Origin of the sequence: [Clostridium] scindens ATCC 35704 (assembly GCF_004295125.1) — a bacterium.
Taxonomy (GTDB): Bacteria; Bacillota; Clostridia; order Lachnospirales; family Lachnospiraceae; genus Clostridium_AP; species Clostridium_AP scindens.
Genome location: NZ_CP036170.1, coordinates 2,406,260 through 2,432,944, shown reverse-complemented (window position 1 = coordinate 2,432,944; position 26,685 = coordinate 2,406,260). Strand labels below are relative to the sequence as shown.

Here is a 26,685-nt window from a genome sequence, read left to right as displayed (position 1 = left end):
CAAATCTTAGTTATTATTTATAAAGTAAATATGTATAGTCTCTGCACACGGTCTCTATCAGTCTCATAAGGCCCAGCGGAAGTTTCGCATCTTTTCCCTTTTCCCATGCGAACTCTTCACCCAGATACCGCACCTTGCAGGAGGCCTTTCCCCTATCCAGCACTGTAAATCCCTCATTCCTGCTGTCTGCCATATCTTCCTCGCTGGCGAACAGGGTAAACTTATCCAGATAAGGCGCGCTTTTATATGGACAGAAACTCTTGCAGTTACCACACTCATTACACATATAGTCTACATGGATGACCTGCCTTTTGTCCATACCCGGCACGTGAATGGATATATTTGCCCGGTTTGGACAGACATCCACGCAGTTTTCGCATACGGTAGAGCAGCTTAGGCATCTGTCCGCCTCCTTCTGTCCCGGTTCCGCGAGAATTCCCTTCTTTGCGTAGATCTCTTCTTCCCTGGCTGCCTTCGCCATACTGCCGGATATTTCCATGCCCAGAATAGACTCCGCTACCTTTATTGCATTGGCCATGCCCTTTACCACCAAGGATGGTCCGAATAATCCGTCTCCGATCACATAAACGCCCTTCCGATTTGTCTCCAGGGAATCGCTTACCAAGGCGCGGCCCTTGCCGTCCACATGGATGCCGTTGGCCTCATAGAAGTCAATAGGAACCTGTTCGCCGACTGCCGCGATCACCGTATCCGCAGGAATTTCCTCTGTCTGATCCGTCACGATGACACTGGCGCGTCCGGAGCCATCCGGCTCGCCAAGCCTCGTCACCTTGCAGATCAGGCGGCCTTCTTCCATCCGGTCCGGAGCCAGCAGTTCTTTAAACTCCACCCCGTCCTTAATCGCCAACAGAAGTTCATGCTCGTCTGCCGGCATGTATCGCTTCGTCCGCCGGTATACCAGGTATACGTACTCTACGCCCGCGCACCGCTTGGCTGCCCTGGCCGTATCCATGGCCGTATTGCCGCCTCCGATCACCACCACACGCTTGCCAAGATTGACCTTTCCCTTCGCCCGATTGAATTCTTCCAGAAACTCCAGCGCATTTCTTACTTCCTTGCCATCCAGCTTGAGCTGTCCCCGCTTATACGCGCCTACGGCAAGAATAACCGCATCATATTCTTCCTGAAGTTCCGCGACGGAAGTGACTTCCCTGCCATAGAAAACCTTAACCCCCAGTTTCTCAAGCAGAGCGGCATCCTTTTCAATCACGCTGTCATCAATCCGAAAGTCCGGAATCACTGCGCTCACGATTCCGCCCAGCTTCTGCCGTTTCTCATAGATGGCGACGTCAGCCCCCATCCTTGCCAGATAGAAGGCTGCAGCCATGCCGGATGGCCCGCCGCCAACGATGGCCACCTTCTTATGGCAGCAATCCCGCTTCTTCAGAGATGAAAGAACAGACTCATATGCGGCCTTTGCGCACTGCAGCTTGGTATCGCGGATCTGCACCGGCGACTCATAGAAGTTGCGCGTGCAGTGGCTCTGGCAGCCGTGGGCGCAGATGGTTCCTGTAATAAATGGCAGCGCGTTCCGGTTCAGGATAACCTGCAGTGCCTCTTCATACTTCTCTCCCCCTGCCAGCTGCATATAGGCGCTGACCTCCTGGTGGATCGGACAGGCATTCTCGCAAGGCGCCGTATAGCAGTCAAGAAGCGGAACCTTTTCCTTCGACTTCCTGGATATCGGCAGTTTTGCCGGCTTTACATAATGCCTGTCTGTAATGGCATCTTCCGCTACCCGCTTCAGTGCTTCTACATCGATTCCTTTAAAGGGCAAAACCCCCATATCGTCCAGCATCTCTGCCAGCTGCTTAAGCCTCTGGTATCCGCCGGGCTTTAAGATGGTAGTGGCTACCGTTACCGGCCACACGCCGGTCCCCACGATCTTATCTATGTTAAATGCGTCCGCGCCTCCGGAATAGGCGATGCGAAGGCGCCCTTCAAATGCTTCGGATAATTTTGCGGCCAGTGAGATGGATAAGGGATACAGAGACTTTCCTGACATATACATCTCTTCGCTTGGCAGTTCCCCGGCCTTAACATCCACCGGGAAGGTATTCGTAATCTTGACCCCGAATTCCAGTTCCAGGCTCTCCGCCAGTTCCATCAGCCTTCCAAGCATTGGGATGGCATCCTCATACTGAAGATCGTCTTCAAAATGGAAGTGCCCGAACGCCACATAGTCATATCCCATCTTATTAAGCGTTTCCCTGGCAAACTCATAGCCAAGCAGCGTGGGATTGCACTTGATGAATGTATGCATCTTCTTTTCTTTCAGCAGATAGTTGGCAATGCTTTCAATTTCCTGGGGCGGACATCCATGCAGCGTGGAGATGGTGGCTGAGTTACAGATGCAGGCTGATATCCCTTCAATATCTTCCTTCGCCACATTTTGAAACTCCGACACATGGTCCAGCAGATACTGCCTGCATTCCCTGAACGTCTCGGTAGCAGATGCATCCTTCATGCTTTCGATAAAGGTGTCGATCTTCTTCGACTTGATTCCTGCCAGATCATAGCCTACGCTGATGTTAAACTGGTAGCCACCCATGCTGCCAAGTCCATACTCCCTGGCCATGAATGCCAGGAGGAACCACGCCTTGATATATTCTTCCTGTGCCTGAGGCACATACAATTCGGTGGACCACTCGCAGTTATAGCACTCGTCATCCGCTTTGATGCATGGCTTATTCACGCAGGACGCCAGTTCCGCGCCGTCCATAATCTGCACCGTCTTCAGTTCAAAGAACCGGCTGCCCGCATAATAGGCCGCCGCAATATTCTGGGCCAGCTGACTGTTGGGTCCGGCAGCCGGGCCGATAGGCGTCTCCAGATTCCTTCCGAAGATGGACAGATTCCTGCCTTCTGCCGCCACATAAGGTCTGTGTACGCCAAATACGGTTCCTTTTGTATCATGCTCTGTCCTGATCCAATCTAACAACCGCTCAAAAGACATGCATGTCATAATATCGCTCATATACCCTTCCTCCTAACCATTGATGCTCTTCCACAGTTTCGCAGACTCTTCCCTGCATCTTGCCATGGTTTCTTCTACATCGATCACTTTCACTTCCCGGTCCTTCATAAGGACCTTGCCGTTTCCGACGGTGGTCGCCACATCTCTGCCGGTCATTCCAAATAAAATATGGCCATTGATATTGTTCTCATCCAGGTGGGTAGGCGGATTATAGTCTACGACGATCACATCTGCCGCGGCCCCTTCTTTCAGCACGCCAAGAGGCGCTTTAAAATAGCGGCCAGCAATAACGGCGTTGTTCTCAAAAAGCATCCTGGGCACTTCGCCCCACGCCGCATTGGGATCGCACAGGTGATGCTTATGCAGCACGTTGGCTGCCTTGTAGGATTCCGTCATATCGTGGGTATATCCGTCGGTTCCAAGCCCGGTCAGTATCCCGCGGCGCACCAGCTCCATAGTCGGGGGACAGCCACAGGCATTGCCCATATTGGATTCTGGATTATGGACCACCATCGTGCCCGTATCTTTGATCAGATCCATTTCGTGAGAATTAATATAGATACAGTGGCCAAGCAGCGTCTTCTCTCCCAGTATATCCCAATCCATCAGCCGGTCCACGATCCGCTTGCCATACTTCTTCAGGCAGTCATGAAGGTCTTCGATTCCTTCGGCCACATGGATATGATATCCTGTCTCTTTTGGCTTATTGGCAGCTGCCAGTTCCATAGTCGCGTCCGAGATGGTAAACTGCGCATGCATTCCCATCATTCCTGCCAGCATATCTGAGTCATCCTGAAGCGCGTACTTGATAAACGCCGCATTTTCCATGACCGCCTCTCTGGCCTTCTCCATGCCGTCCCTGTCTGATACTTCATAGCACAGGCAGGAGCGTACGCCCAGTTCCTTCGCCACCTCCGCAATGGTAAACAGGCTGTCTTTGATATGCCCGAAACTTGCATGGTGGTCGAAAATCGTCGTCACGCCGTTACGGATACAGGAGATCATGGTGTCAGCCGCGCTGTATCGAATCTGTTCTGGCGTAAGCTTCCTGTCAATGGTCCACCACTGGCCATCCAGGATGTCCAGAAATCCTTTCGGATGATAGCCCTTAATACTTAATCCTCTGGCCATGGCGCTGTAGATATGCTCATGGGTATTGATGAACGCCGGCATAATGACTCCGCTTCTGGCATCTATGTATTCTGCATCCTTATATTTCTCTTTCATATCTTTGGTGGCTCCTACTTCTTTGATCCGGGTTCCCTCGATGGCCACCGCCCCGTCCTCTATAAAAGGGAGATTAGCATCCCTTGTAATTGTCTTTCCATTTCCTATTATTAACATATGTCCGCCTCCTATTCTGCTGCTTCTTCTTGTTCTTTTGGAAGTACCTGGTTTAGCACCACCGTTACGATGGTGGATAATACCACCGCTGATTTCCCGCGATCAGTTTCATTTCCGTCATGGCTATGGATGAGAATACGCTGATCGTCGGCCCCGCCAAGCACGCAGGCCGGAATCATAGAATACCCTTTTTGCCACAACCTTGGTTGTCGCCACAATCCCTACATTCTGAATGAATGTCGCCGTTGGAAGGCGGAAACAGGAATCCGAGCCTCTTAATAAATATCCCCACCAGTATGGCAGCCAGGGAGCCTGCCAGCTGGGCTCCAAACAGGGTTGCCAGGTCAAACTGCTCCGCAATTCCCTACAGGCACAAAGATAGGCAAAACTGACGCCGATAATGACCGACAGCCCGGAGCCCATCGTATACTTGAAGGAAATCAACTGGATCAGGGTGGATATGCCTGCTATCAGAAGCGCTGACTGCACCAGAACCGTAATATTCGCCTGGCTGATCTCGCCTTTTCTTTGCGCGATTCCTCCTATTATAATTGCCGGGGTTACATTTCTACCTCCCGGTTATCTCCCTCAAATATCCAGGGAGAGCCTTGCTGCAGGCTGCCCGGATACCGGCCTTTCCCATGGCGCCCACCGGCATCTTCACAGTCTGCATTATAAAATTGTAGTTTCTGCCTTTTGTATAAAGGCCGGTTCTTCCCTGCGGATTTGGCATTGGGATATCTGTCGATTTCTCTGTCCGCATCAGGCAGGAAAGACCATGCAGCCCGGCATTCTGCTTAATATTTCTCTTCTTTTCCTTTGCTGTTTTTCGTACACTTTTTACAAAGAACGCTTCTGTTTCTACCATATTATCATCATTATATATAATTTGCAACGGGTTTTACAAAAATATTTTTGTTTCCTAAAAATTTTTTTAGATTTTCTATTGATTTTCTAAAATTATCTGCTATGATGAACTTAGGGAGACGAAAAACCTTACGAAGGAGGTACGATCATGGCAGGGTCCAGGTTAGACATGTTAAAACAGATTGCTACAGGACTTGCAGCCCAGTTCGGCGATAACTGCGAAGTCGTGGTTCACGATCTGGCACGCAATGTAGCGGAAAGTTCCATTGTCCATATTGAAAATGGCCATATTACAGGAAGGAAGGTAGGCGACGGGCCGTCCGGCGCAGTGCTCAATGCGATCCGCCATCAGGACGGACCGCTCGCCGACAAACTGTCCTACTTGACCAAGACGGACAACGGACGCATCTTAAAGTCCAGTACCATCTATATTAACGACGACAGCGGAAAACCGCGCTATATACTGTCCATTAATTACGACATCACCAATCTTCTGGCTCTGGAAGGGAGCATCCACTCTCTCACCGCCTGCAAGATCCCAGAGGAATCCGGCAGCGAGGATTTCAACTCTCCAAAGCGGATTACCCACGACGTAAATGAACTTCTGGATGAATTAATCGAGCAGTCCGTAGCGCTGGTTGGAGTGCCTGTACCTCTGATGAGCAAGGAAGATAAGATAAAGGCGATTAATTTCCTCAATGATGCAGGCGCCTTTCTTATTACAAAGTCCGGAGATAAAGTTGCCAAGTACTTTGGCATCTCCAAGTACACACTCTATAGTTATGTAGATATCAACAAATAAATATATGATTTAGAGGAGATCGATCATGAGCAAAGCATCAGATAATCAATTAAAATGGACACTCAATACCATGCCGAAGACGGATGACCTGCAAGCGCGCAATATGTCGGGGGAAGAGATGGCGAAGGCGCACGCCTTTCATCAAAGTTTTCCCCAGTATAGCGTGACCCCGCTGACCAGGCTTTCCAATCTGGCGGAGTACTTGGGCCTGAAACGGCTGTACGTCAAAGACGAGTCTTACCGTTTTGGCCTGAATGCCTTCAAAGTATTGGGGGGTTCCTACGCCATCGCAAGATACATCGCGCAGCAGCTGGGAAAGGATGTAAGCGAGGTTCCTTATCATGTGCTTACTTCCAAAGAACTGAGAGAAGAATTCGGCCAGGCCACCTTCTTTACCGCGACCGACGGCAATCACGGAAGAGGCATTGCCTGGGCTGCCAACAAGCTGGGCCAGAAATGCGTGGTAAGAATGCCGAAAGGCTCTACCCAGACCCGTCTTGAAAATATCGCAAAGGAAAATGCCACCGTAACCATCGAGGATCTCAACTATGACGACTGCGTGCGGATGGCCGCCAAGGAAGCCGAGAATACGGAACATGGCATTATGGTGCAGGATACTGCATGGGAAGGCTATGAAGAGATCCCTACCTGGATCATGCAGGGCTACGGAACCCTTGCCCTGGAAGCTGATCAGCAGCTTGCCAAGGATGGATGCCGTCCAACCCATATCTTTATCCAGGCTGGCGTCGGGTCCCTTGCAGGTGCGGTCATCGGATATTTTGCCAACCGCTTTAAGGAGAATCCGCCCATCATGGTCGTCGTGGAGGCCATGGCTGCCGACTGCCTCTACCGCTCTGCCGTCAAGGGCGACGGAAGCAGGATCGATGTCACCGGGGATATGCTGACTATCATGGCCGGCCTCGCATGCGGGGAAGCCAACACCGTATCCTGGGATATCCTGAGAAATCATGCAGACGCATTCGTATCCTGCCCGGACTGGGTAAGCGCCAACGGAACACGTATCTATGGGGCGCCTCTTCGCGGCGATGACAGAGTCTTCTCCGGCGAATCCGGCTCCGTCACCATGGGACTGGTTGCAGCCCTTATGACCAAGCCTGAGTACAGAGAGTTAAGGGAAGCACTGAAGCTGGATGACAGTTCCGAAGTCCTGCTGGTATCCTCAGAAGGCGATACCGATCCGGACCGTTACCGGGAAATCGTCTGGGAAGGCTTATGCGGAACCGATAAAGAACCATTTGAAGGCATATAGGAGGTAAGAAAAAATGTTAGATTTTAATCGGATAAAAGAAGCGGCACAGAAATATGAAGCAGACATGACCAGATTCTTAAGGGATATTGTCAAATACCCGGGAGAAAGCTGCGGGGAGAAAGCCCACATCGACCGGATCGCAGAAGAGATGCGCAAATTAGACTTTGACAAGGTAGAGATCGATCCCCAGGGCAATGTGCTGGGCTACATGGGAACCGGCAAGACGCTGATCGGCTACGACGCCCACATCGACACTGTAGGCATTGGCAACATCGACAACTGGGAGTTCGACCCTTATGAAGGTTTTGAGTCCGAGACAGAGATTGGCGGGCGTGGAACTTCTGATCAGTGCGGCGGCATCGTATCTGCTGTATATGGAGCAAAGATCATGAAGGATCTGGGACTTCTGGATGATACATACCGGGTCGTAGTCACCGGAACCGTCCAGGAAGAAGACTGTGACGGCCTATGCTGGCAGTACATCATCAACGAGGACGGCGTAAAGCCTGAATTCGTCGTATCCACCGAGCCTACCGACGGCGGCATCTACCGCGGGCAGCGGGGACGCATGGAGATCCGCGTAGATGTAAAAGGCGTATCCTGCCACGGCTCCGCTCCGGAGCGCGGAGACAACGCGATCTACAAGATGGCAGATATCCTGCTGGAAATCCGCGCGTTAAATGAGAATGACGCAGATGAAAAAACCAGCATCAAAGGATTGGTAAAGATGCTGGATGAGAAATATAATCCAGAGTGGAAAGAAGCCCGCTTCCTCGGCCAAGGGACCGTCACGGTTTCCCAGATCTTCTACACCTCTCCCAGCCGCTGCGCCGTTGCAGACTCCTGCGCAGTCTCTCTGGACCGCCGCATGACCGCAGGCGAGACTTGGGAAAGCTGCCTGGATGAGATCCGCGCGCTGCCAAGCGTACAGAAGTATGGAGACGATGTAGAAGTATCCATGTACAATTATGACCGTCCATCCTACACCGGATGCGTCTATCCCATCGAATGCTATTTCCCGACCTGGGTCATCCCACAAGACCATAAAGTGACCAAGGCTCTGGAAGCGGCCTATAAAGGACTCTACGGCGACAAGCGCCTGGGGAATGAAGAGACGGCCCCATCCCGGATCAACAGGCCCCTGACTGATAAATGGACCTTCTCCACCAACGGCGTATCCATCATGGGAAGAAACGGCATCCCCTGCATAGGCTTTGGCCCGGGCGCGGAGGCCCAGGCTCACGCTCCTAACGAAAAGACCTGGAAAGACGATCTGGTAAGGTGCGCCGCCGTCTATGCGGCCCTGCCAGCCATGTACTGCAAGTAGGCTCTTGCCCCAGGCAGCCCTTTGTATCTTAGTATCACAATATCAGGAGGATATGAATTATGAAAACATTACAGGATTATCTTGATAAATTAAACATACTGAACTTTAAGGAAATGTACAATGGAAACTTCTTTCTCACCTGGGAGAAGACGGACGACGAGATAGAAGCCGTATTTACGCTGGCAGACGCGCTCCGCTACATGCGGGAGAATAATATCTCCACGAAGGTATTCGAAAGCGGCCTTGGCATCTCCTTATTCCGTGACAACTCCACCCGCACCCGCTTCTCCTTCGCTTCTGCCTGCAACCTCTTAGGCCTTAAGGTACAGGATCTGGACGAGGGCAAGTCCCAGATCGCCCACGGCGAGACGGTCCGCGAGACAGCCAACATGATCTCCTTTATGGCCGATGTCATCGGCATCCGGGATGATATGTACATTGGCAAAGGAAACGCCTACATGCACGAAGTGGTGGATTCCGTTACCCAGGGCCATAAGGATGGCATCCTGGAGCAGAAGCCTACCCTTGTAAACCTTCAGTGCGACATTGACCATCCCACGCAGGTAATGGCAGATATGCTTCATATCATCCACGAATTCGGCGGCGTAGAAAACTTAAAAGGCAAGAAACTTGCCATGACCTGGGCTTACTCTCCTTCCTATGGAAAGCCGCTCTCTGTTCCGCAGGGCGTCATCGGACTGATGACACGATTTGGAATGGACGTCGTGCTGGCACACCCTGAAGGATACGAAGTATTCCCGGAAGTTGAGGCTGTAGCGGCGGAAAACGCAAAGAAATCCGGCGGCTCTTATACCAAGACCAACAGTATGGCAGAAGCCTTCAAGGATGCCGATATCGTCTATCCAAAGAGCTGGGCTCCATTCGCGGCAATGGGACAGAGAACCGAACTCTATGCACAGGGCGACCAGGCTGGCATAGATGCTCTTGAGAAAGAACTTCTGGCACAGAACGCCCAGCATAAGGACTGGGCATGTACGGAAGAACTGATGTCCACCACCAAAGACGGCAAGGCGCTCTATCTGCACTGCCTGCCGGCGGATATCACAGGCGTAAGCTGCGAGACCGGCGAAGTGGATGCAAGCGTATTCGACCGCTACCGTACCCTATTATACAAGGAAGCCAGCTATAAGCCTTATATCATAGCTGCCATGATCTTCCTGGCCAAATTCGCTGATCCGGCGGTAATTCTTAAAAAACTGGAAGAAAACGGCAAGCCAAGAGTATTCAAATAAGAAGCGGAGGCTTAACCTATGGCAAAGAAAAAAAGAATTGTAATCGCGCTTGGCGGCAATGCGCTCGGGAACACCCTGCCGGAACAGATGGCAGCTGTTAAGATTACCGCCAAAGCAATCGTGGATCTCATAGAGGAAGGCTGCGAAGTCGTCGTCGCCCACGGAAACGGACCACAGGTCGGCATGGTGAACAATGCCATGATTGCTCTGACGCATGAAGATAAAGAGCAGCCCAATACTCCTCTCTCTGTCTGTGTGGCCATGAGCCAGGCTTATATCGGCTATGACTTGCAGAACGCGCTTCGTGAAGAACTGCTGAACCGAGGCATCACAGACATTCCCGTTGCTACCATGATCACCCAGGTACGCGTGGATGAGAACGACCCAGCCTTCCAGAGTCCCTCCAAGCCAATCGGCAAGTTCGTATCCGCCGAACAGGCCCGGGAGATGGAAGAGAAATACGACTATATCATGATGGAGGATTCCGCCCGGGGCTACCGCCGCGTGGTTGCTTCCCCAAAGCCAGTGGAAATCATAGAGATCGGCACCATAAGGAACATGGTAGAATCCGGCGATCTGGTCATTGCCTGCGGCGGAGGCGGCATTCCTGTCGTCCGCCAGGGCAATCACCTCAAAGGCGCAAGCGCCGTCATCGATAAAGATTTCGCCAGCTGCCTGCTTGCCAAAGAACTGGACGCGGATTATCTCATCATCCTGACCGCGGTTGAAAAAGTGGCGATCAACTTTGGAAAGCCAGAGGAGAAATGGCTTGGCGATCTGTCTATAGACGAAGCCAGGCAGTATATGGAAGAAGGCCATTTCGCGCCGGGCTCCATGCTCCCCAAAGTACAGGCAGCCGTAGACTTTGCAAGTTCCAAAGAAGGGCGAACCGCCTTGATCACGCTGCTTGAGAAGGCCCGGGAGGCCGTCAGGGGAACCACCGGAACCACCTTTCATTTATAAATTCCTCTTCCGTCATAATATTGATCCGGCAGTTCTGTCTTGCAGGCACGTCGGATTCCTGGTATGCGCCGTCTTGCTTTGTCCACTGATACTCCACTGTTCCAGGCCCCTTTCTATAAATCATCCACCAAAGCGCTGCTTTTTGCGTAAGCCGTGCTTCTCGCCTCAAAAAAATCCGTCTTGATCATATTGGCATTGGAAAACTGGCTTACCCAGGACATGCTGTCCGGCTCTTTTACGTGCCCTTCATAGATTGGCGCAAAACCCAGATTGGTACACCTCAGGTTTCCAAGATACTGGATATAATCCGTAACCATATCCCGGTTCAATCCCTGGATATCGTCACCGATCACGTAATGCCCCCAGCTGATTTCCTGCTGGCACCCTTCCTTTATCATCTCCCGGTATTCTTCTATCCGGCTTTCCGTAAATAATTGCGGCTCTTCTTTCTTAAGTTCCAGCAGGATATTGCGGAACAGCCACAGATGGGTATTCTCATCCCGGTTGATATATCGGATCTCCTGGACAGAGCCGGGCATCCGGTTATTCCTTCCCAGATTATAGAAGAACATGAATCCGCTGTAGAAATAGATTCCTTCCAGAATATAGTTGGCTACCAGCGTCTTAACCAGCACGCCTGCATCCTTCTTCTTCTGGAATTCATTGTACAGATTGCCAATAAACTCATTCCTCTTAAGAAGGTGCTGGTCCTCCTTCCACTGGTACAGGACATCGTTCCGCTCCTGAGGCTCGCAGATGGTATCCAGCATATAGCTGTAGCTCTGGCTGTGCACAGCCTCCTGGAAGGTCTGGATGGACAGGCACAGGTTCACTTCATTTGCCGTAATGTATTCCCCGATATTTGGCAGGTTCGCCGTCTGGATGCTGTCCAGGAAGATCAGGAAGGACAGGATCTTGTCATAGGCTCTCCGCTCTGCCTGCGGCAGTTTTCGGTAATCCTTGATATCCACGCCCATGTTGATCTCTTCCGGTATCCAGAAGTTATTCATGGCCTGCCGGTACCAGTCGCTGACCCAGTCGTACTTCATATTGTTAAAATCATTCAGGTTCGTCGTATTGCCGCCTATCATCCTGCGCTTATTCACCTGCGTATCCCCGGATGGATTAAACAGCGGCTTTTTCATTAATTCAGACATATCGTTTCCTCCGTCTTCTTCGAATATTTATGAAGAGCATACTTCGCATTCTTCCACTTCCAGACTCTTGGAGCGGATATAATAGATGGTCTTAACGCCCTCTTCCCAGGCCAGTATATAGAGATCCAGCACTTTCCGGAAGGTATACTCATTGGTAATATACAGATTCATGCTCTGGGCCTGGTCAATATGCCGCTGCCTGACTCCGCATGCCCGCACGGACCAGTACTGGTCGATATAATGGGCATTCTTATAATACCAGAAGTTATCCATGGATAGTTCCGGCGCTACCCGGGGCATCAGGCCGTTCTTCTTCTCTTCCAGGAAGTAACGGCTCATGATCGGATCCAGCCCTGCGGTGGTTCCGGCAATGATGCTGGTGCTGCTGGTAGGCGCCACGGCAAGAAGATAGCCGTTTCTAAGGCCATATTCCGCCACTTCCGCCCGCAGTTCCTCCCACCGGCCATCCGTAAGCCCCCGGTCGGCAAAGTAGCTGCCGTTCTGCCATCCGCTTCCTTCAAAATATTCGTAACTTCCCTTTTCCCTGGCAATCCTGCTGCTGGCCTTTATGGCAGCATAGTGGATATCGGCAAACACCTTCTCGACAAATTCCAGATGCTCCTCGCTCTCCCAGGCAATCTCATGCTTGGCCAGCATGTGGTGATAGCCGCTGACTCCCAGCCCGATGGGCCGGTATTTCCGGTTATTGATCCTGGCATAGGGAACCGGGAAGAAGTTCAGGTCAATCACGTTGTCCAATGCTCTTACGGCGCTCTCCGTTATATAGGCTATCTCCTCCTCATCTGCAAGTTCCAATCTTCCAAGAGAGAGGCTGGCAAGGTTGCACACCACGAATTCGCCCGGCTTTGTAACCGTCACCACCACCGTCTCCCCATCTATCTCTTCAATCTTCTGCTCCACCTGCTCGATGGCGCTCATATTCTGCGCGATCTCCGTACACAGGTTGCTGCAGTAGATGATTCCCTTGTGGCTGTTGGGATTAGCGCGGTTTACCGTATCCCGGTTGAACGTAAAAGGCGTCCCCGTCTCCACCGCGCTTTTGATGATCAGTCTTATAATATCCTTGATAGGAATGACCCTTTTCTGTATCCGGGAATCCCGGACGCAGTCCTGATACCTTTCTTCCCAATCTTCTCCAAAATAATCTTCCAGCGCATAGCCTTTCACCGTCAGTATCTCATGAGGACACATCAGATACCAGTCTCCTTCGATGTTATCCCTTGCTCCCTTCCAGAAGTAGTCCGGATAGCAGACTGCCGGGAATACGTCATGAGCCTTCATCCTGTCGTCCCCGTTATTCGTCCTAAGGCCCAGAAATTCCGGCAGATCCCGGTGCCATACATCCAGATAAACCGCAACCGCGCCCTGTCGCATGCCCAGCTGATCCACCGCAACCGCAGTATCATTGGCCAGCCTGATCCAGCGGATAACGCCCCCTGCTGCCCCTTCGAACCCGCGGATCGCGCTGCCGCTTGCCCGCACCTTTCCGAAATACATACCCATGCCGCCGCCGAATTTGCTGACCTTGGCAAAATTGTCAATGCTTCTGTAGATTCCATCCAGGCTGTCCGGCACCGTGTCTATAAAGCAGGAAGACAGCTGATGGTAGGGCTTTCTTGCATTGGACAACGTTGGCGTGGCCATCGTCACCTTCAGCTGGCTTAGCATATCGTAGAAACGCTTGACCCACGATTCCCTGTCCTTCTTCTCCTTCATGGCAAGATGCATGGCGATCCCCAGAAACATTTCCTGAGGCGATTCCATCGGCACTCCCTTTCCCGTGCGGATTACATATCTGCCAAGCAGCAGTTCAAGCCCGCTATAAGTAAACAGATGATTCCGCTTCGGCTCGATAAAAAGAACCAGACGCTCTATCTCGTCCCTATCATATGCTTTTAAGATATAGTCTCCGTATAAGCCCTGTTCCGTAAGATATGCCAGTTTGTCATAGAAGCATTCGATATGGCAGCGTCTCATATTCTTTTCTAGTTTTTGCTCAAAGTCCAGCATCAGAAGCCTAGCCGCGACCATCTCCCACTGGGGCGCTTCCTGGGTCGTCAGTTCTACCGCCGCCTTGATCAGCATAGAAAGTTTCTCCTGGTCGTTAAGTTCCGGCTTTCCAAAAGCCTGGAACTTGGCATACAGATGCTCCAAGTCATACTCTTCCTGCGTAAATTCCTTCTGGATATCCGCTAGTACTAAAGCCAGCCGGTCAAAGGCCGGAATCTTGTCAGCCAGCTTCTTTCTTGACTTTCGCTTTCTGGCCCGCTCCTCTCTATATAAGATATAACTTTTTAATTCTTTATAATGATTTGCTTCCATCAGCGCCTGTTCCACAAAATCCTGAATCTCCTCCACGGATACGGATGGCTCTTCTGTAATTCTATCATCAATCTTTTGCTCTACATTCTTAAGAAGCCTGTCTGCCTCTTCATCAGAAAGCAGATTTCCTACACTTTGGAATGCCAGGCTGACTGCCCGCTTGATCTTTTCCGGGCAATACGCTTCATTTGTTCCGTTCCTCTTGCTGATTCTCATATACACGTCTACCTCACATACAATTTATTGATTCTATCCAACATCATACCACAATATATTGTTGTCTTCAATCATCTTTCTATCATTCTATTATTTGCCTGAAACAGGCAGTTTCATCCAGGATTCCAAAGAGGATATTTCGAGGTGTTAGAAATAGATGTATTCTAGACAAAGAAATCAGATATCAATAACCAAGATAAAAAGGAAGCAAGAGGACTGCTTCTGCAGGCATGGAACTATCGGGAACAGCCGCAAGAAGGGAGAGGGCTTGGATATCAAGGCCACTCTGTAGGATACACGCATCCGGCAGCAGGATATCCCTGCTCTTGCCCCTCTCTTATTCTTGGGACTGACGCGGACAGATTAAATGCCCAGCCTTTTTTTCATCGTCTTTTCCACTGCATTGATAATGTTTTCATAACCTGTGCACCGGCATAGATGCCCGGAAAGCATTTTTTTTAATTCTTCTCTTGAATATTCCTTTCCTGACTCCAGGATCTCCACCGCGCTCATGATAAAGCCCGGCGTACAGAAGCCGCACTGTACAGCCGTCTCATCGATAAATGCCTGCTGGATGTCAGATAGTTCCCCATCAGGCCCCATCAGGCTCTCCAGCGTACGGATATTCTTTCCGTCCGCCCACGCAGCCAGATAGATGCAGGAATTAAAGCACTCGCCGTCTATGATCACGTTGCAGGCCCCGCATTCGCCCACTTCGCATCCTTTCTTTACGCTGGTAAGTCGGAAATCATTGCGAAGAAGGTCTGTCAGCGAAGCGCGGACATCTATCATGGTTTCCACTTCTCTCCCGTTAATGATACAATGAATTCTTTTAAACTGCCTGTCACTCATACCACCGCACCTCCTGACCTCTCTATCGCTTCCGTAAGGGCACGTTTCGCCAGCACATAGGAAATATGCTCCCGGAATGCCTTGCTTGCGCGCCAGCTGTCCCTTGGACGGATGTCCTTTAGAACTTCTTTTGCGAACCGCTCGACGCTTTCGGCTGACACCTTGCACCCTGCCACCGCCTTCTCTGCCGACGGCGCGCGCATAGGCACGGGACCGGCGACGCCGTAGGCAATCCTGGCATCTTCTATCTCTTGTCTGTCCGCGGTTAGTTTTACATTCACAGAACATCCAAGCGTGGCAATATCCATGGCATTGCGCATGGCATACTTAATATAGTGGCCCTCATAGCCGTCGTAAGATTCCTTCGGTATCAGGATGGCTGTCTGAATCTCAGCAGGTCTTAGATCTACCTTCCCGGCCTTGATATAGAACTCCTGGATCGGCACCTTTCTTACGCCCTGCGGCCCCGTCAGTTCGATAATGGCATCCCAGGCAAATAAGGTGGAGGCCGAATCTGCCGAGGTCACTCCATTGCAGGTATTGCCGCCGATGGTTCCGATATTCCGTATCTGCGGACCGCCCACCTTATCGACAGCCTCGCCTAATACATGGATGTACTTCTTTATCACATCATCCTTCGTAATGTGGGAGAAGCTGGTCAGGGAACCGATGCGGATGGTTCCATCTTCTTCCATCTTCACGCCCCGCAGTTCATCCAATCCATAGATGCTGACCAGTTCTGCTCCAGCCCTCTTGCCTTCCCGGATCTGAATCAGGACATCGCTTCCTCCTGCGATGATAAAAGCCTCCGGGTGCTCCTCCAGTAATTGAATTGCATGCGATATATTATCTGCCTCATATAATGCTTTTATATCATACATCCAGAAGCCCTCCTTTCCGGAATTCCTCGAATAAGACATGGGGACTTAGAGGCAGCGTGTCTACGCCGACTCCTGTCGCGTTGAATACTGCATTGCGGATAGCTGGAGCCACAGAACAGACCGGAGGCTCTCCCAGCGCTTTCGTTCCGTACGCGCTGGTAGGCTCATAGTTTTCTACAAAGTCCGCCTTAAGTTCCGGATGGTCCATGGTAGTGGACAGCTTATAGTCCAGCAGCGTTCCGTTCAACGTCTTTCCGGTCTTGGGATCGAACTTCAGGCATTCTGACAGGCCATATCCGATTCCCATGCTCATCCCGCCGTGAACCTGAGCCTTGGCCAGCGCCGGGTTGATCAGCCTGCCGCAGTCATGGACATTGACTGCATCCACCAGTTTGACCTTGCAGGCCTCGATGTCCACCTCCACTTCCGCAACCGTGCATCCAAAGGAATAAGCATTGCTTTTGATCTGATAAGTGCTCTCCGCCGTTATATGCTGGCTGTGGCTCAGGCTGTAGAACGCTTCCAGCGCCAGTTCTTCCATGGACAGCAATTCTCTTCCATCCAACTTTCTAACAATCATCCCGTCCACAATATTCAGAATTCCAGCGGGCATCCTTGTCATCTCATGGGCATAGCCTAAGATCTTCTCCTTTAGAAGGAGCGCGGTCTGCTGGATCGAAAAGCCGCCCACATACGTCTGCCTGGAAGCGTAGGCTCCCGTTCCAAACGGCGTAAGATCCGTGTCCTGATTGGATATCACATGGACATCTTCCAGCGGGATTCCCAGCGTAGATGCTGCCATCTGGGCAAACGCCGTATCCGCCCCCTGTCCAATCTCCGTCTCTCCAAGCTGTACCTGGATGGACCCATCCTGATTCAGTACCATGCGGCAGGAAGAGGACTCTAATGAGATTGGCCATACCGCCGTATTATACCAGAATGCCGCGATTCCGATGCCTCTTCGGATCTTTCCCGTCTGATTGCTATATGCTTCTGCCTTCCTGACATAATCCGTATGCGCGATCGCCTTATCCATGCATTGGCCAAAGGTATCTTCATAATTCTCATTCTTGGAGAATCCATCCACGAATCCTTTCGGCATCAGGTTCTTCCTCCTGAATTCCAGCGGGGACATGCCAATCGCCTTTGCCACGTCGTCCGTATGACTCTCCACGGCAAACATAGCCTGGGGAATCCCATATCCTCTCATGGCGCCTGCCACCGGGCGGTTGGTAAATACCGTATAGGAGTCTGCCTCCACATTCGGGCAGGGATACAGCTGCGGGAACGCGCCCATTCCCTTTGCCACTATGCTGTGACCATGGGACGCGTAGGCCCCCTGATTGGAGAACGCCTCCAGTTTCCTGGCCGCGAATGTCCCGTCCGGCCTGACATAGGATATAATATGGCTTCGGATGGCATGCCTTACCCGGTTGCAGGCAAAGGTCTCTTCCCTGCTTACATCCAGTTTCACCAGATGCCCGCCTGTCACCTGGCTTAGATAGGCGCACAGCGGCTCATAGAGCACATCCTGCTTATTGCCGAATCCTCCCCCTATGTATGGCTTGATGACTCTTACCTTGCCCCAGGGGATTCCCAGCGCCTGGCCTACGACCCTCCTTACAATATGCGGGATCTGGGTGGAACTAACCACATTCATCTTATGATTGACCTGATAGGCGTAGCAGATAAAGTTCTCGATATGGCAGTGCTGCACGGAAGGCGTATCGTACCATCCCTCCACTTTGATCAGGCCCGGCTCCTTAATGGCTTCCTCGTAGTTTCCGTTTCGGATGCTGGTATGCTTCAGTACATTCCCCGGATATTCCTCATGAAGCCTAGGCGCGCCTTCTTCCATGGCCTCCTTTACATCCAGCACGAAGGGGTACTCCTCATACTGTACCTGAATGGCCCGAAGAGCCTGGCTGGCGACCACTTCGTCTTCTGCAATAACCGCGGCCACATCGTCACCGTAGAACCGGACACGGTCCGTCAGTATCAGGCGGTCCGCCACGTCCTGATGGCTTTCCTGCGTAGACCAGGGGTGGCCTGCGGTAGGAAAATAATTCTTCGGCACGTCAAAGCAAGTAACCACCTTGATCACGCCCGGTATCTTCCTGGCATCCTCCGTATCTATGGATATGACCTTGCCGTTTGCGACTGTGGAATGCAATATCTTCGCGATATATGCGCCTTTGTCGCAGAGGTCGTCCGTATACTTTGCATAGCCTGTAACCTTGTCAAAGGCGTCGATCCTCCTTACGCTGGCGCCAATAACTTCTCTGCGTTCCTCCATCCTATCACCTCCAGAATATCTCTTTTCCTGCTACATATTTTCCCTTGATCTTCGCGCCCCCGCTAAGATAGATCAGACGCTCCAGCCGCTCTTTCACCTCCATATCCCGGCTGGAGATGGCGCTGTCATCAACGATGAGCGCATCGAATTCATATCCTTCTTCCAGGCTTCCCACCTTGCCAAAGAAGGAGCCGCCGCCCTTGGTTCCAAGATAGAATGCTTCTATAGCCGTCAGCGGCTTTAACGTATCATCCACCAGCCTCCACCTGAGTTTCGACGCCTGGATGGCATGTGCCATGGCGGCAAAGATGTCTTCGCTCGTTCCTCCTGCCACATCGCTTCCAAGCCCGACAGGAATTCCCTCGTTAAGAAATGCCCGTACCGGCGCGATGCCGGAAGACAGATTCATATTAGACTCCGGGCAATGGGCCACATAGACGCCATTTTCCTTCATGCGCCTGCGCTCCCTTTCGTCCGAGTATACGCAGTGGGCCATCACCGTGCTGCAGTCTGCCCCAAACAGCCCGAACCGGTCATAGGCATCCCCATAGAATTCTGACTGGGGACACAGTTCCTGCACCCACGCAACCTCGCTTTGATTCTCCGACAGATGGGACTGTACCGGAAGGCCATAATGCATCTGCACCTTCTTGAGATTCTCCATCAAAGCGTCGCTGCAGCTGGGAATAAACCGCGGCGTCAGGATAGGCCGGGTAATCTGGCAGCGCTTCTTACAGTCCTTAATCCATTCTACGGTATCTTCCGCGGATATATCCGCGCTCTTTTCCGTCAGATAAGCCGGACAATTGCGGTCCATATTCACTTTTCCTACTATGGTATGCAAGCCTGACGCCTCCAGCATATCCATTAAAAGTTCCGTTGCGGGCACATGGATAGTTCCGAATATACAGGCTCTTGTCGTCGCACTTTCCTTCAAGTTCTGTACAAAACTTCCATATGCCTTTCTGGCGTATTCCAGATTCCGGTACTTGCCTTCCTCCGGAAATGCATGCTCATTCAGCCAGTCCAGAAGTTCCAGATCCATTCCCAGTCCCCGGAAGGTATACTGGGGCGCATGGACATGCAGATCACATAGCCCCGGAAGAATCAGATCATCCCCACAGTCCCTGACAGGAAGATCCTGATATTCCTCTGGCAGTTCCTGGTATACGCCCAGAGACATCCCTTCCTTGCAGATCACATAGCCTTGCTTTATGACTGCCAGTTCCGTCAGATTCCTGCTATAGCAGATATCCCCTCGTAAAATAAAAATAGGTTCATTCATCGGCAATGCCCTCCTTTCCCAAAGTCCGCAAGTTATCCGCAGACTTCTCATGCGGATGCTTATAGACAACTATTCCGGTAGTTGGTAGAAACGTTCAACCGATTATGAACCTATATAAGTTTCCAGTTATTTCATTTTTTATAAATCTATCGTATCATAGGATTAAAAAACCGTCAATGGATTTTACATGCCGGATTGGGACTTCTGGATCTGTTCATTTAAGTCATTCAGATATACCCATCTCTCCATCTTTTCTTCCAGTTTCTGCTCCATCTCTTCCTTCTCCCCCAGCAGTTCATTCAGCCTGGCAGAATTGGTCGCATTTGCCGCCACCTGGCTATTAAGTTCCTCTATCTTATCTTCCAGGGCAGCAATCTCATCGTCTATGGTCTCAAATTCCCGCTGCTCTTTAAAACTGAACTTCAACTTCTTCTCACGCTTTTTCCATGCGTTCTTCGTATTGCATTCCTTTATTTCGCCGGAAACAGCCGTTTCCTCCGGAAGCGCTTCTAATTCCTTGCGGATCAGATAGTCGGAGTAGCCGCCTTCGAACTGGCGGATCACGCCGTCTCCTTCAAAAGAAAAGATACGGTTCACCGTACGGTCCAGGAAATAGCGGTCATGGGATACGATGATGATGATGCCGTCAAACCGGTCCAGATAATCTTCCAGTATGGTCAGCGTCTGGATGTCCAGATCGTTGGTTGGCTCATCTAAGATCAGTACATTGGGCGCGCCCATCAGAATCCGCAGCAGATATAGCCTGCGCTTTTCCCCGCCGGAGAGTTTCTCGATCTTCGACCACTGAAGCGCCCCGTCAAACAGGAAGTTCTCCAGCATCTGAGAGGCAGTGATCTTGCCGTCGGAAGTTGTGATATACTCTCCCACTTCTTTTACATAGTCGATGACCCGCATGGAATCATCCATGTATTCATTTTCCTGGGAGAAATATCCCATACGGATCGTCTGCCCTATATCCAGACTTCCTGCGTCCGGCTTTACAATTCCGTTGATAATCCGAAGGAGTGTGGATTTTCCGCACCCATTTGGTCCGATGATGCCGATACGGTCGTTTTTCAGAAAGATGTAGTTATAGTCCTCTATCACTTTTCTGCCATCATAAGATTTGGATATTCCCGCAAGTTCAATCGTCTTATTGCCCATCCTGGATGCCACGGAATCCATGGAAACCCGCTTTTCCTCCTGGATATCCCGGATCTCCTGCATAGCCTTGATGCGGTCTATATGAGCCTTTTGCTTCGTGCTTCTTGCCCGGGCCCCACGGCTTAGCCACTCCAGTTCCGTCTTCAGGATGCTCTTCCGCTTGCGCTCTGTTGCCAGCGCCATACTTTGGCGCTCCTCTTTCAGGCGTACGAACTGAGAATAGTTACCCGGATAACTGTATATCTTACCCTGATCCACCTCAACGATTCTGGTAGCCACCCGATCCAGGAAATAGCGGTCATGAGTCACCATCAGGATGGCTCCCCGGAAACTGATCAGATACTCTTCCAGCCACTCGGACATCGCATTGTCCAGGTGGTTGGTCGGCTCGTCCAATACCAGGATGTCCGCAGGCGTAAGAAGCGCATTGACCAGAGCCACCCGCTTCTTCTGCCCGCCGGACATGTGGTCGATACGCTCTTCATAATCTGTGAATTCCAGCCGGTTCAGCATGGCCTTGGCATCCGCCTCTATGGTCCAGCGGTTCAATTCATCCACATTGCCCTCCACCGCAGCTTTCAGTATCGTGGTTCCTTCCTGAAAGACAGGCGTCTGGGGCAGATAGCAGATCTTCACTTGCCCGCCCATGCTGATCTTTCCCGAATCGCATGGCTCGATCCCGGCTGCCACCTTAAGCAGCGTGGACTTTCCCATTCCGTTAATTCCGATTACGCCGATCTTTTCATTCTCATTAATGCTAAATCCTTCATCGTCCAGCAGCACCCGGTTCGTATAAGACTTCGTTATATGTTCCATTGTCAGCAAATTCATCTTTATCATCTGCTCCTCTTCGCAATTTCTTTCCCTATTATACAGAATAAAGAACGAAATCACAAGGCAAAGCGGACATAAGGCGTTACATATTCAGGGATCTGGATGGCTTTCCGAAGTCCGCCCTGGCCGTTGGTCTGTCTGCCGCCGCAAGTCCGCCTGCGCCGAATACGGCAATATCAAATGACATCATCTCCTATGAATGGCAGATATGTGATATTGGCTTTGGCATTGTCCCCGCCTGCATGAAGGAGATGTCCATGGATGGACTGCGCTATATTCCCATGGCCGGACGTACATTGAATACCAGGTGTTCCGTAATCTATATGGAGAACAGCATGACGCTCATATTTTCCGGAGATTTTTCATATAATATTTAAAGTCGTTCCTGGAGCCTGTATATATGAATATCAAAAACAAAAGCGCTCTCATTATTTTTATTCTTATTCCTCTTGCGGTAGGATCCTTGTCTGCTGTCTTAAGCGGCAATTCGGCGGCATATTCTACATTGAATAAGCCGCCTCTTAGTCCTCCGCCCTTTATATTTCCCATCGTCTGGACCATATTATATATATTGATGGGAATATCTTCCTATATAATCTATGAATCCGAAGATCCTGAAAAGAATAAGGCGCTTCGACTATATTTTATCCAGTTGTTCTTCAACTTCTTCTGGAGCATATTCTTTTTCGGCTTTTCCATGTACTTCTTTGCATTTTTATGGCTTCTCGTACTTATCATCCTCATAGTTCTGATGATATATCAGTTTCACAAGATAAGTCCTGTTGCCGCATATCTACAGATTCCCTACCTTATATGGTGCCTGTTCGCCGCGTATCTGAACTTCATGATATACCAGCTGAATTAAATCAGGCAGGCCCGGGGAATCCGCGCTAAAACGCGGATTCCTCTTGCCTGCCTGTTCTTGGAGTATGAACTATGGAATTAATAGCAGTTTGTCTTCGTCTATGGCCTGTAAGCCCCATCAACGCTAATCGTCGTAGCTGTGATGCCGTTAGCCAGGTCAGATGCAAGGAACAGATATACATTTGCGATCTCTTCCGGCTTAAGCATTCTCTTCATTGGGAATGACTTCAAGTAGTCATCCAGAATCTCCGGCGGCAGCCCCTTCGTCATGTCTGTATCTACAACGCCAGGCGCTACACCAACCACACGGATGTTCTTACGGATAATCTCTCTTCCAAGACCATGAGTCAGGCCGATCACGCCTGCCTTGCTGGTAGGATAGCCGATTCCTGATAAGGATCCATAGATTCCGGTAACAGAAGCCGTATTGATGATGACGCCCTGCTTTGCCTCTTTCATGCACTGGTAAGCAGACCATGCGCCATTGAATACGCCGATAACATTGATGTCCATTATATGTTTAAAATCTTCTTCCGAAACTCTGGAGAATACGGTGTTCATCGTAATGCCAGCGTTATTGATCATGACATCCAGTCTTCCGTATTTCTGTGCAACCGTTCCAACTGCTGCCATAACAGCATCTCTGGATGTAAGGTCTGGAGCGAATCCCAATACTTCTTCCTCCGGATAGAGTTCCTTTAACTGAGCCAGCGCTGTGTCTACCTCTTCCTGGGTCTCGCCAAATATGGAGACTTTTGCTCCATTCTCAATAAAGATTTTTGCTGCTGCGAATCCGATTCCACGGGTTCCGCCTGTGATAATTGTAATTTTGTCCTGTACAAGTTTCATGAACTTTTCCTTCCTTTCTTTTCCTTTGGCTTATCATATCTGCCAAAGTATCGATTGATATAACTTTAACATTTCATAGGACGCGACATCGGAAAATCACACGGCATCTTACAACTTGTAGAGTTCTTTTTTAATTGCAAAATATAAGCAGTCCATGGACAAAAAGTTTACAATCACTATCACTTTTTGTTTCCTTATAGATCCAGCATGCTTCTCATCTTCCGAAAAGAGATCCGGTACAGTACGTACAGGAAGATGGCAGATGCCCCAATCATAATGCTCTCGATTCCGATCAGCCTGACTTCTTCCATTTCCAGGCGCATATCGTTAAAAAAGAGCATCAGGATCGTAAATACCAGGGATATCCCGCATCCTCCGATGCCGGGATATAAGAAGATCTTGCGAAGCTGTACTTTTACCACCCGCGTCTCATAATCCCGGCTGGCCCCTAGCTTCTTCATATCCTCGAACAGCTGCCTGTTATCGACAGCAATGGTAATGCTTCTTACATAAGTCATGACCCCGATTGCCGCCAGGGCAATTATCGCAATATAGGCGCTAAGCAGCACGAATACCGCGATCATCTGCATAACCTCCCCTTTTGTAAGAACTTTGAAGACAGGCGCATATTTCCAGTCCTGAAGGAGTTCCGGATTATCTGCCGTCATCCCTACCCTGCCTGAATATGCGTAGGGTTCCCCTGCTTTTTCCGCAAGTTCTTCTTCACGGGCATCATAAAGGAAATAATGGTCCGAGATATCTGTGGCATGCGCGATGTATTCTTCTTCCAGTTCTTTGGCGAATGGATAGGTATCCATCACATCCTTCACGTTAAAGAAAACCATATCCACTTTGTTATCCTCTGTAAGGGCAGCGGTATACGATGCATAATCCGCATCAGACAGGATAAATGCAAATGGATCGCTTACGCGTGTCAGATTATCGAACCTTACCGTTCCTTTATAAGCCGGCTTCATCTCTTCCCCGGCAGCCGGGCTTGCCACCTTCAGCAGGCATTCCGGCTTAGCCCATATCTCTTCCTGATATCTCTGCTGAACAATGGCTTTATACTCTCCTGGCTTCAAAGACACCTGTTTTCCCGCGATTCTGGAAAATACAGAGGCAGAAAGGAATGTGGCATACTTTTCCCGCTTCACATCATAGTATTCCCCGTCATCGCTTAATTCGGTGCCGGCATAGGTGATCAGAAGTTCTGCTGCCTGTGCTTCCTTATAATCTGTGATTTCTACCCCATGCCTGGCTGCCAGATCATAGATCTCTTCTTTCGTAATCTGCTGTTCTGCTGCCGGATAATGCAGGGAATAATCGACCGGAGCATTTTCACCGTTTCGGAATGCAGAATCATAGTACGACATTCCCCAGAAGGCAGAGATCAGAAGTACGAAGATCAGCATCGCGATCACGCACATATTCTTTGTCGTCTGCCTCGCCGTGAATCGCATTAGATTAGTGGAAATAATATTTTTATAATATTTTTCTGGATAGCGTCCCTTCTTTGCCCGGCCTACCGCGCCAAGGAGGAATAGATACAGGCCTGCGGCGCTGATCAGATAGGCTCCATTCCAAAGCGGGGAGGCCTGATGATGGAACACTCTGGCCCATATCGGCGGCACGGCCATCGCAAGCGCCAGGCCTATTATTACGCAGGCCATGCCTAGTTTTCCTGTCCATGGCCTGATATCTTTTACGATCTCGCTTTTTCTCTGGGTTTTCAGAATTTCCATAATATCTGCCCGCCTGATAAAACGGTATCCGGCGGCAAATATGCAGCAAGCAAGCAGACAGGCAAAAAGAACGCCCGCCGCGATTCCCATCATACTGATACTGTACCTAAGATTCCGGGCATCAAGGAGCAAGGCCTGGAATCCCTTCCAGATAAGGAAGGATATTGGGAAGGCGCCGATAACGCCCAGCAGTGTATAGCCCAGGATCACAGCGGCGAGTTCTCTTGCCAGGCAGCCGGCCAGCTGCCTCTTCCGCTCTCCCAGCGCCAGAAGCACTCCGAATTCCCTGCTTTTGTATTTAAAAAACAAACTCGCTCCGTATATCGTGAATATGGTACAGCCTGCTACCGTCACGCCGAACATCAGCCAGCATAATTTTCTCGTATCGCCTCCCTCCGGCAGCATCTTTTGGATAGTGGGCGAAAAATACATCATAGCGTAAGAAGACACCAGAAGGATGGACAGGAAGATGCAGATGCCAAGAATCCTGTACTGGTCCTTATTCTCCTTTCGCAATTTCTCTAGAATCTTACTCATCGTCATGCGAATCCCCTCCCAGTTCTCTGATGGTGTCCAGCAACTCATCCATGAACGCTCTTCTGGTACCAGTTCTTTTCAGTTCTCCATGAACCTTGCCGTCCTTAAGCACGATCACACGGTCACAGAAGGATGCCGCATAACTGTCATGGGTCACCATGAATATGGTGGCGTCCATCTCTGATCTGGCCTGGAGAAACGCATCGATGACCGCCTTGCAGGACTTGCTGTCCAGATTGCCGGTAGGCTCATCGGCCAGAATCACGTAGGGCTGGTTCATCAGGGCTCTTGCGACTGCCGTCCTCTGCTTCTCCCCGCCGGAGATATCTGCCGGGTACTTCTCCATAATCTTCTCGATGCCGAACAGGCGGCAGATATGCCTGGCCTTTGCCTCCATCTGAGGAATCGGCCGCTTCGCAATGATCTGGGGCAGGCAAATATTCTCGAATACGCTCAAGCCGTCCAGAAGCATAAAGTCCTGGAACACAAACCCCATACTCTGATTACGGACCTTGGCAAGCCCTTCCTCCTTAAGCCCCGACAGATCCTTTCCTGCCAGCAGGATGCTCCCGTCTTCGTAAGGAATAAAGCAGGAAATGCAGTTTAAAAGCGTAGTCTTCCCGCTGCCGGAAGGCCCCATGACAGCCACGAACTCTCCTTTTTCCACTTCCAGCGATATATCCTTAAGGACCGGATATACCTGGCTTCCGGTCTGATAACTTTTTGCTAAATGCTCTACTTTTAACATAATGATTGCTCCCTTCTTCTTTCTGTCTTCTATTCTAGAAGAAGAGAGCAAGGATATCTTCATTCAAGATGTCAAGTTTGACATGGTTTC

At 50.5% G+C, this 26,685-nt stretch carries 21 protein-coding genes and 1 riboswitch; of the genes, 6 read left to right on the top strand and 15 right to left on the bottom strand.

Annotated elements, in window-relative coordinates; translation table 11 throughout:
• Window positions 1–13: 13 nt before the first annotated feature.
• The 4 genes from ygfK to HDCHBGLK_RS18820 form a co-directional block, all read right to left on the bottom strand.
• Window positions 14–2,998 (bottom strand): putative selenate reductase subunit YgfK, encoded by a 2,985-nt coding sequence (ygfK, locus tag HDCHBGLK_RS12535; RefSeq protein WP_004607726.1) that lies wholly within the window; start codon window positions 2,996–2,998, stop codon window positions 14–16.
• A gap of 12 nt (window positions 2,999–3,010) precedes the next feature.
• Window positions 3,011–4,342, bottom strand: a complete 1,332-nt coding sequence (gene ssnA, locus HDCHBGLK_RS12530; protein ID WP_004607727.1) for a putative aminohydrolase SsnA — start codon at window positions 4,340–4,342, stop codon at window positions 3,011–3,013.
• Window positions 4,343–4,353: 11 nt separating this feature from the next.
• Window positions 4,354–4,521 carry a hypothetical protein gene (locus tag HDCHBGLK_RS19025; RefSeq protein WP_004607728.1) on the bottom strand — a complete coding sequence of 56 codons (168 nt, stop codon included), beginning with the start codon at window positions 4,519–4,521 and terminating at the stop codon, window positions 4,354–4,356.
• Between the two features lie 389 nt (window positions 4,522–4,910).
• Entirely contained in the window at window positions 4,911–5,210 is a 300-nt protein-coding gene (locus HDCHBGLK_RS18820; RefSeq protein ID WP_039909864.1) for a hypothetical protein, read from the bottom strand.
• 147 nt (window positions 5,211–5,357) lie between these two features.
• On the opposite strand from HDCHBGLK_RS18820, the gene HDCHBGLK_RS12515 reads away from it, so the two are divergent.
• The 5 genes from HDCHBGLK_RS12515 to arcC are packed head-to-tail and all read left to right on the top strand — an operon-like array spanning window position 5,358 to window position 10,824.
• On the top strand, window positions 5,358–6,011 hold the full coding sequence (locus HDCHBGLK_RS12515) for a helix-turn-helix transcriptional regulator (RefSeq protein WP_004607730.1): 654 nt from the start codon (window positions 5,358–5,360) through the stop codon (window positions 6,009–6,011).
• Between the two features lie 25 nt (window positions 6,012–6,036).
• Complete coding sequence (dpaL, locus tag HDCHBGLK_RS12510) at window positions 6,037–7,281, top strand: diaminopropionate ammonia-lyase (RefSeq protein WP_004607731.1); 1,245 nt, start codon at window positions 6,037–6,039, stop codon at window positions 7,279–7,281.
• Between the two features lie 13 nt (window positions 7,282–7,294).
• Window positions 7,295–8,608, top strand: a complete 1,314-nt coding sequence (locus HDCHBGLK_RS12505) for a YgeY family selenium metabolism-linked hydrolase (RefSeq protein WP_004607732.1) — start codon at window positions 7,295–7,297, stop codon at window positions 8,606–8,608.
• 59 nt (window positions 8,609–8,667) lie between these two features.
• Window positions 8,668–9,861: a knotted carbamoyltransferase YgeW gene (gene ygeW / locus HDCHBGLK_RS12500; protein WP_004607733.1), complete on the top strand. Its 1,194-nt coding sequence runs from the start codon at window positions 8,668–8,670 to the stop codon at window positions 9,859–9,861.
• A gap of 18 nt (window positions 9,862–9,879) precedes the next feature.
• Complete coding sequence (gene arcC, locus HDCHBGLK_RS12495) at window positions 9,880–10,824, top strand: carbamate kinase (protein ID WP_004607734.1); 945 nt, start codon at window positions 9,880–9,882, stop codon at window positions 10,822–10,824.
• A 113-nt stretch (window positions 10,825–10,937) separates the two neighbouring features.
• Here the strand turns inward: arcC and HDCHBGLK_RS12490 are convergent, their stop codons facing one another.
• From HDCHBGLK_RS12490 to HDCHBGLK_RS19775, 8 genes are all read right to left on the bottom strand, one after another.
• Window positions 10,938–11,981, bottom strand: coding sequence for a ribonucleotide-diphosphate reductase subunit beta (locus HDCHBGLK_RS12490; RefSeq protein WP_004607735.1), 1,044 nt, complete (start codon window positions 11,979–11,981; stop codon window positions 10,938–10,940).
• A 27-nt stretch (window positions 11,982–12,008) separates the two neighbouring features.
• A complete protein-coding gene (locus tag HDCHBGLK_RS12485; RefSeq protein WP_004607736.1) occupies window positions 12,009–14,540 on the bottom strand; it encodes a ribonucleoside-diphosphate reductase subunit alpha in 2,532 nt (843 codons plus the stop codon).
• Window positions 14,541–14,903: 363 nt separating this feature from the next.
• Window positions 14,904–15,392 carry a xanthine dehydrogenase subunit XdhC gene (gene xdhC, locus HDCHBGLK_RS12480; protein WP_004607738.1) on the bottom strand — a complete coding sequence of 163 codons (489 nt, stop codon included), beginning with the start codon at window positions 15,390–15,392 and terminating at the stop codon, window positions 14,904–14,906.
• A complete protein-coding gene (gene xdhB / locus HDCHBGLK_RS12475; RefSeq protein WP_004607739.1) occupies window positions 15,389–16,273 on the bottom strand; it encodes a xanthine dehydrogenase subunit XdhB in 885 nt (294 codons plus the stop codon). The genes xdhC and xdhB overlap by 4 nt, the downstream gene beginning before the upstream one ends.
• Window positions 16,266–18,569, bottom strand: coding sequence for a xanthine dehydrogenase subunit XdhA (gene xdhA / locus HDCHBGLK_RS12470; protein WP_004607740.1), 2,304 nt, complete (start codon window positions 18,567–18,569; stop codon window positions 16,266–16,268). The genes xdhB and xdhA overlap by 8 nt, the downstream gene beginning before the upstream one ends.
• A 4-nt stretch (window positions 18,570–18,573) precedes the next feature.
• The gene (locus HDCHBGLK_RS12465) at window positions 18,574–19,854 is read right to left on the bottom strand and encodes an amidohydrolase family protein (protein WP_004607741.1); all 1,281 of its coding nucleotides are present in this window, start codon (window positions 19,852–19,854) and stop codon (window positions 18,574–18,576) included.
• A gap of 42 nt (window positions 19,855–19,896) precedes the next feature.
• Window positions 19,897–19,992: riboswitch (purine riboswitch) on the bottom strand.
• A gap of 45 nt (window positions 19,993–20,037) precedes the next feature.
• A complete protein-coding gene (locus HDCHBGLK_RS12460) occupies window positions 20,038–21,849 on the bottom strand; it encodes an ABC-F family ATP-binding cassette domain-containing protein (protein ID WP_009249365.1) in 1,812 nt (603 codons plus the stop codon).
• 345 nt (window positions 21,850–22,194) lie between these two features.
• The gene (locus HDCHBGLK_RS19775; protein WP_330489992.1) at window positions 22,195–22,401 is read right to left on the bottom strand and encodes a hypothetical protein; all 207 of its coding nucleotides are present in this window, start codon (window positions 22,399–22,401) and stop codon (window positions 22,195–22,197) included.
• Between HDCHBGLK_RS19775 and HDCHBGLK_RS20055 the strand changes: the two genes are divergently transcribed.
• A complete protein-coding gene (locus tag HDCHBGLK_RS20055; RefSeq protein WP_334295442.1) occupies window positions 22,316–22,717 on the top strand; it encodes a TspO/MBR family protein in 402 nt (133 codons plus the stop codon). The two genes, HDCHBGLK_RS19775 and HDCHBGLK_RS20055, sit on opposite strands and share 86 nt — an antisense overlap.
• A gap of 98 nt (window positions 22,718–22,815) precedes the next feature.
• On the opposite strand, the gene HDCHBGLK_RS12450 is transcribed toward HDCHBGLK_RS20055, so the two are convergent.
• From HDCHBGLK_RS12450 to HDCHBGLK_RS12440, 3 genes are all read right to left on the bottom strand, one after another.
• Window positions 22,816–23,565, bottom strand: a complete 750-nt coding sequence (locus HDCHBGLK_RS12450) for an SDR family NAD(P)-dependent oxidoreductase (protein WP_004607746.1) — start codon at window positions 23,563–23,565, stop codon at window positions 22,816–22,818.
• 194 nt (window positions 23,566–23,759) lie between these two features.
• On the bottom strand, window positions 23,760–25,853 hold the full coding sequence (locus tag HDCHBGLK_RS12445) for an FtsX-like permease family protein (protein WP_130574601.1): 2,094 nt from the start codon (window positions 25,851–25,853) through the stop codon (window positions 23,760–23,762).
• Window positions 25,840–26,595, bottom strand: coding sequence for an ABC transporter ATP-binding protein (locus HDCHBGLK_RS12440; RefSeq protein ID WP_039909867.1), 756 nt, complete (start codon window positions 26,593–26,595; stop codon window positions 25,840–25,842). Before HDCHBGLK_RS12440 ends, HDCHBGLK_RS12445 begins: the two co-directional genes overlap by 14 nt.
• Window positions 26,596–26,685: the final 90 nt, after the last annotated feature.

Coding starts and splice junctions, on each gene's coding strand:
- HDCHBGLK_RS12490 (WP_004607735.1), bottom strand. CDS start 11,981: ATGTCTGAATTAATGAAAAAGCCGCTGTTTAATCCATCCGGGGATACG.
- ygfK (WP_004607726.1), bottom strand. CDS start 2,998: ATGAGCGATATTATGACATGCATGTCTTTTGAGCGGTTGTTAGATTGG.
- HDCHBGLK_RS12485 (WP_004607736.1), bottom strand. CDS start 14,540: ATGAGAATCAGCAAGAGGAACGGAACAAATGAAGCGTATTGCCCGGAA.
- HDCHBGLK_RS12440 (WP_039909867.1), bottom strand. CDS start 26,595: ATGTTAAAAGTAGAGCATTTAGCAAAAAGTTATCAGACCGGAAGCCAG.
- HDCHBGLK_RS18820 (WP_039909864.1), bottom strand. CDS start 5,210: ATGGTAGAAACAGAAGCGTTCTTTGTAAAAAGTGTACGAAAAACAGCA.
- HDCHBGLK_RS12465 (WP_004607741.1), bottom strand. CDS start 19,854: ATGAATGAACCTATTTTTATTTTACGAGGGGATATCTGCTATAGCAGG.
- xdhC (WP_004607738.1), bottom strand. CDS start 15,392: ATGAGTGACAGGCAGTTTAAAAGAATTCATTGTATCATTAACGGGAGA.
- xdhB (WP_004607739.1), bottom strand. CDS start 16,273: ATGTATGATATAAAAGCATTATATGAGGCAGATAATATATCGCATGCA.
- HDCHBGLK_RS12450 (WP_004607746.1), bottom strand. CDS start 23,565: ATGAAACTTGTACAGGACAAAATTACAATTATCACAGGCGGAACCCGT.
- HDCHBGLK_RS19025 (WP_004607728.1), bottom strand. CDS start 4,521: ATGATTCCGGCCTGCGTGCTTGGCGGGGCCGACGATCAGCGTATTCTC.
- dpaL (WP_004607731.1), top strand. CDS start 6,037: ATGAGCAAAGCATCAGATAATCAATTAAAATGGACACTCAATACCATG.
- HDCHBGLK_RS12460 (WP_009249365.1), bottom strand. CDS start 21,849: ATGAATTTGCTGACAATGGAACATATAACGAAGTCTTATACGAACCGG.
- HDCHBGLK_RS19775 (WP_330489992.1), bottom strand. CDS start 22,401: ATGGGAAATATAAAGGGCGGAGGACTAAGAGGCGGCTTATTCAATGTA.
- ssnA (WP_004607727.1), bottom strand. CDS start 4,342: ATGTTAATAATAGGAAATGGAAAGACAATTACAAGGGATGCTAATCTC.
- xdhA (WP_004607740.1), bottom strand. CDS start 18,569: ATGGAGGAACGCAGAGAAGTTATTGGCGCCAGCGTAAGGAGGATCGAC.
- HDCHBGLK_RS12515 (WP_004607730.1), top strand. CDS start 5,358: ATGGCAGGGTCCAGGTTAGACATGTTAAAACAGATTGCTACAGGACTT.
- HDCHBGLK_RS12445 (WP_130574601.1), bottom strand. CDS start 25,853: ATGACGATGAGTAAGATTCTAGAGAAATTGCGAAAGGAGAATAAGGAC.
- HDCHBGLK_RS12505 (WP_004607732.1), top strand. CDS start 7,295: ATGTTAGATTTTAATCGGATAAAAGAAGCGGCACAGAAATATGAAGCA.
- arcC (WP_004607734.1), top strand. CDS start 9,880: ATGGCAAAGAAAAAAAGAATTGTAATCGCGCTTGGCGGCAATGCGCTC.
- ygeW (WP_004607733.1), top strand. CDS start 8,668: ATGAAAACATTACAGGATTATCTTGATAAATTAAACATACTGAACTTT.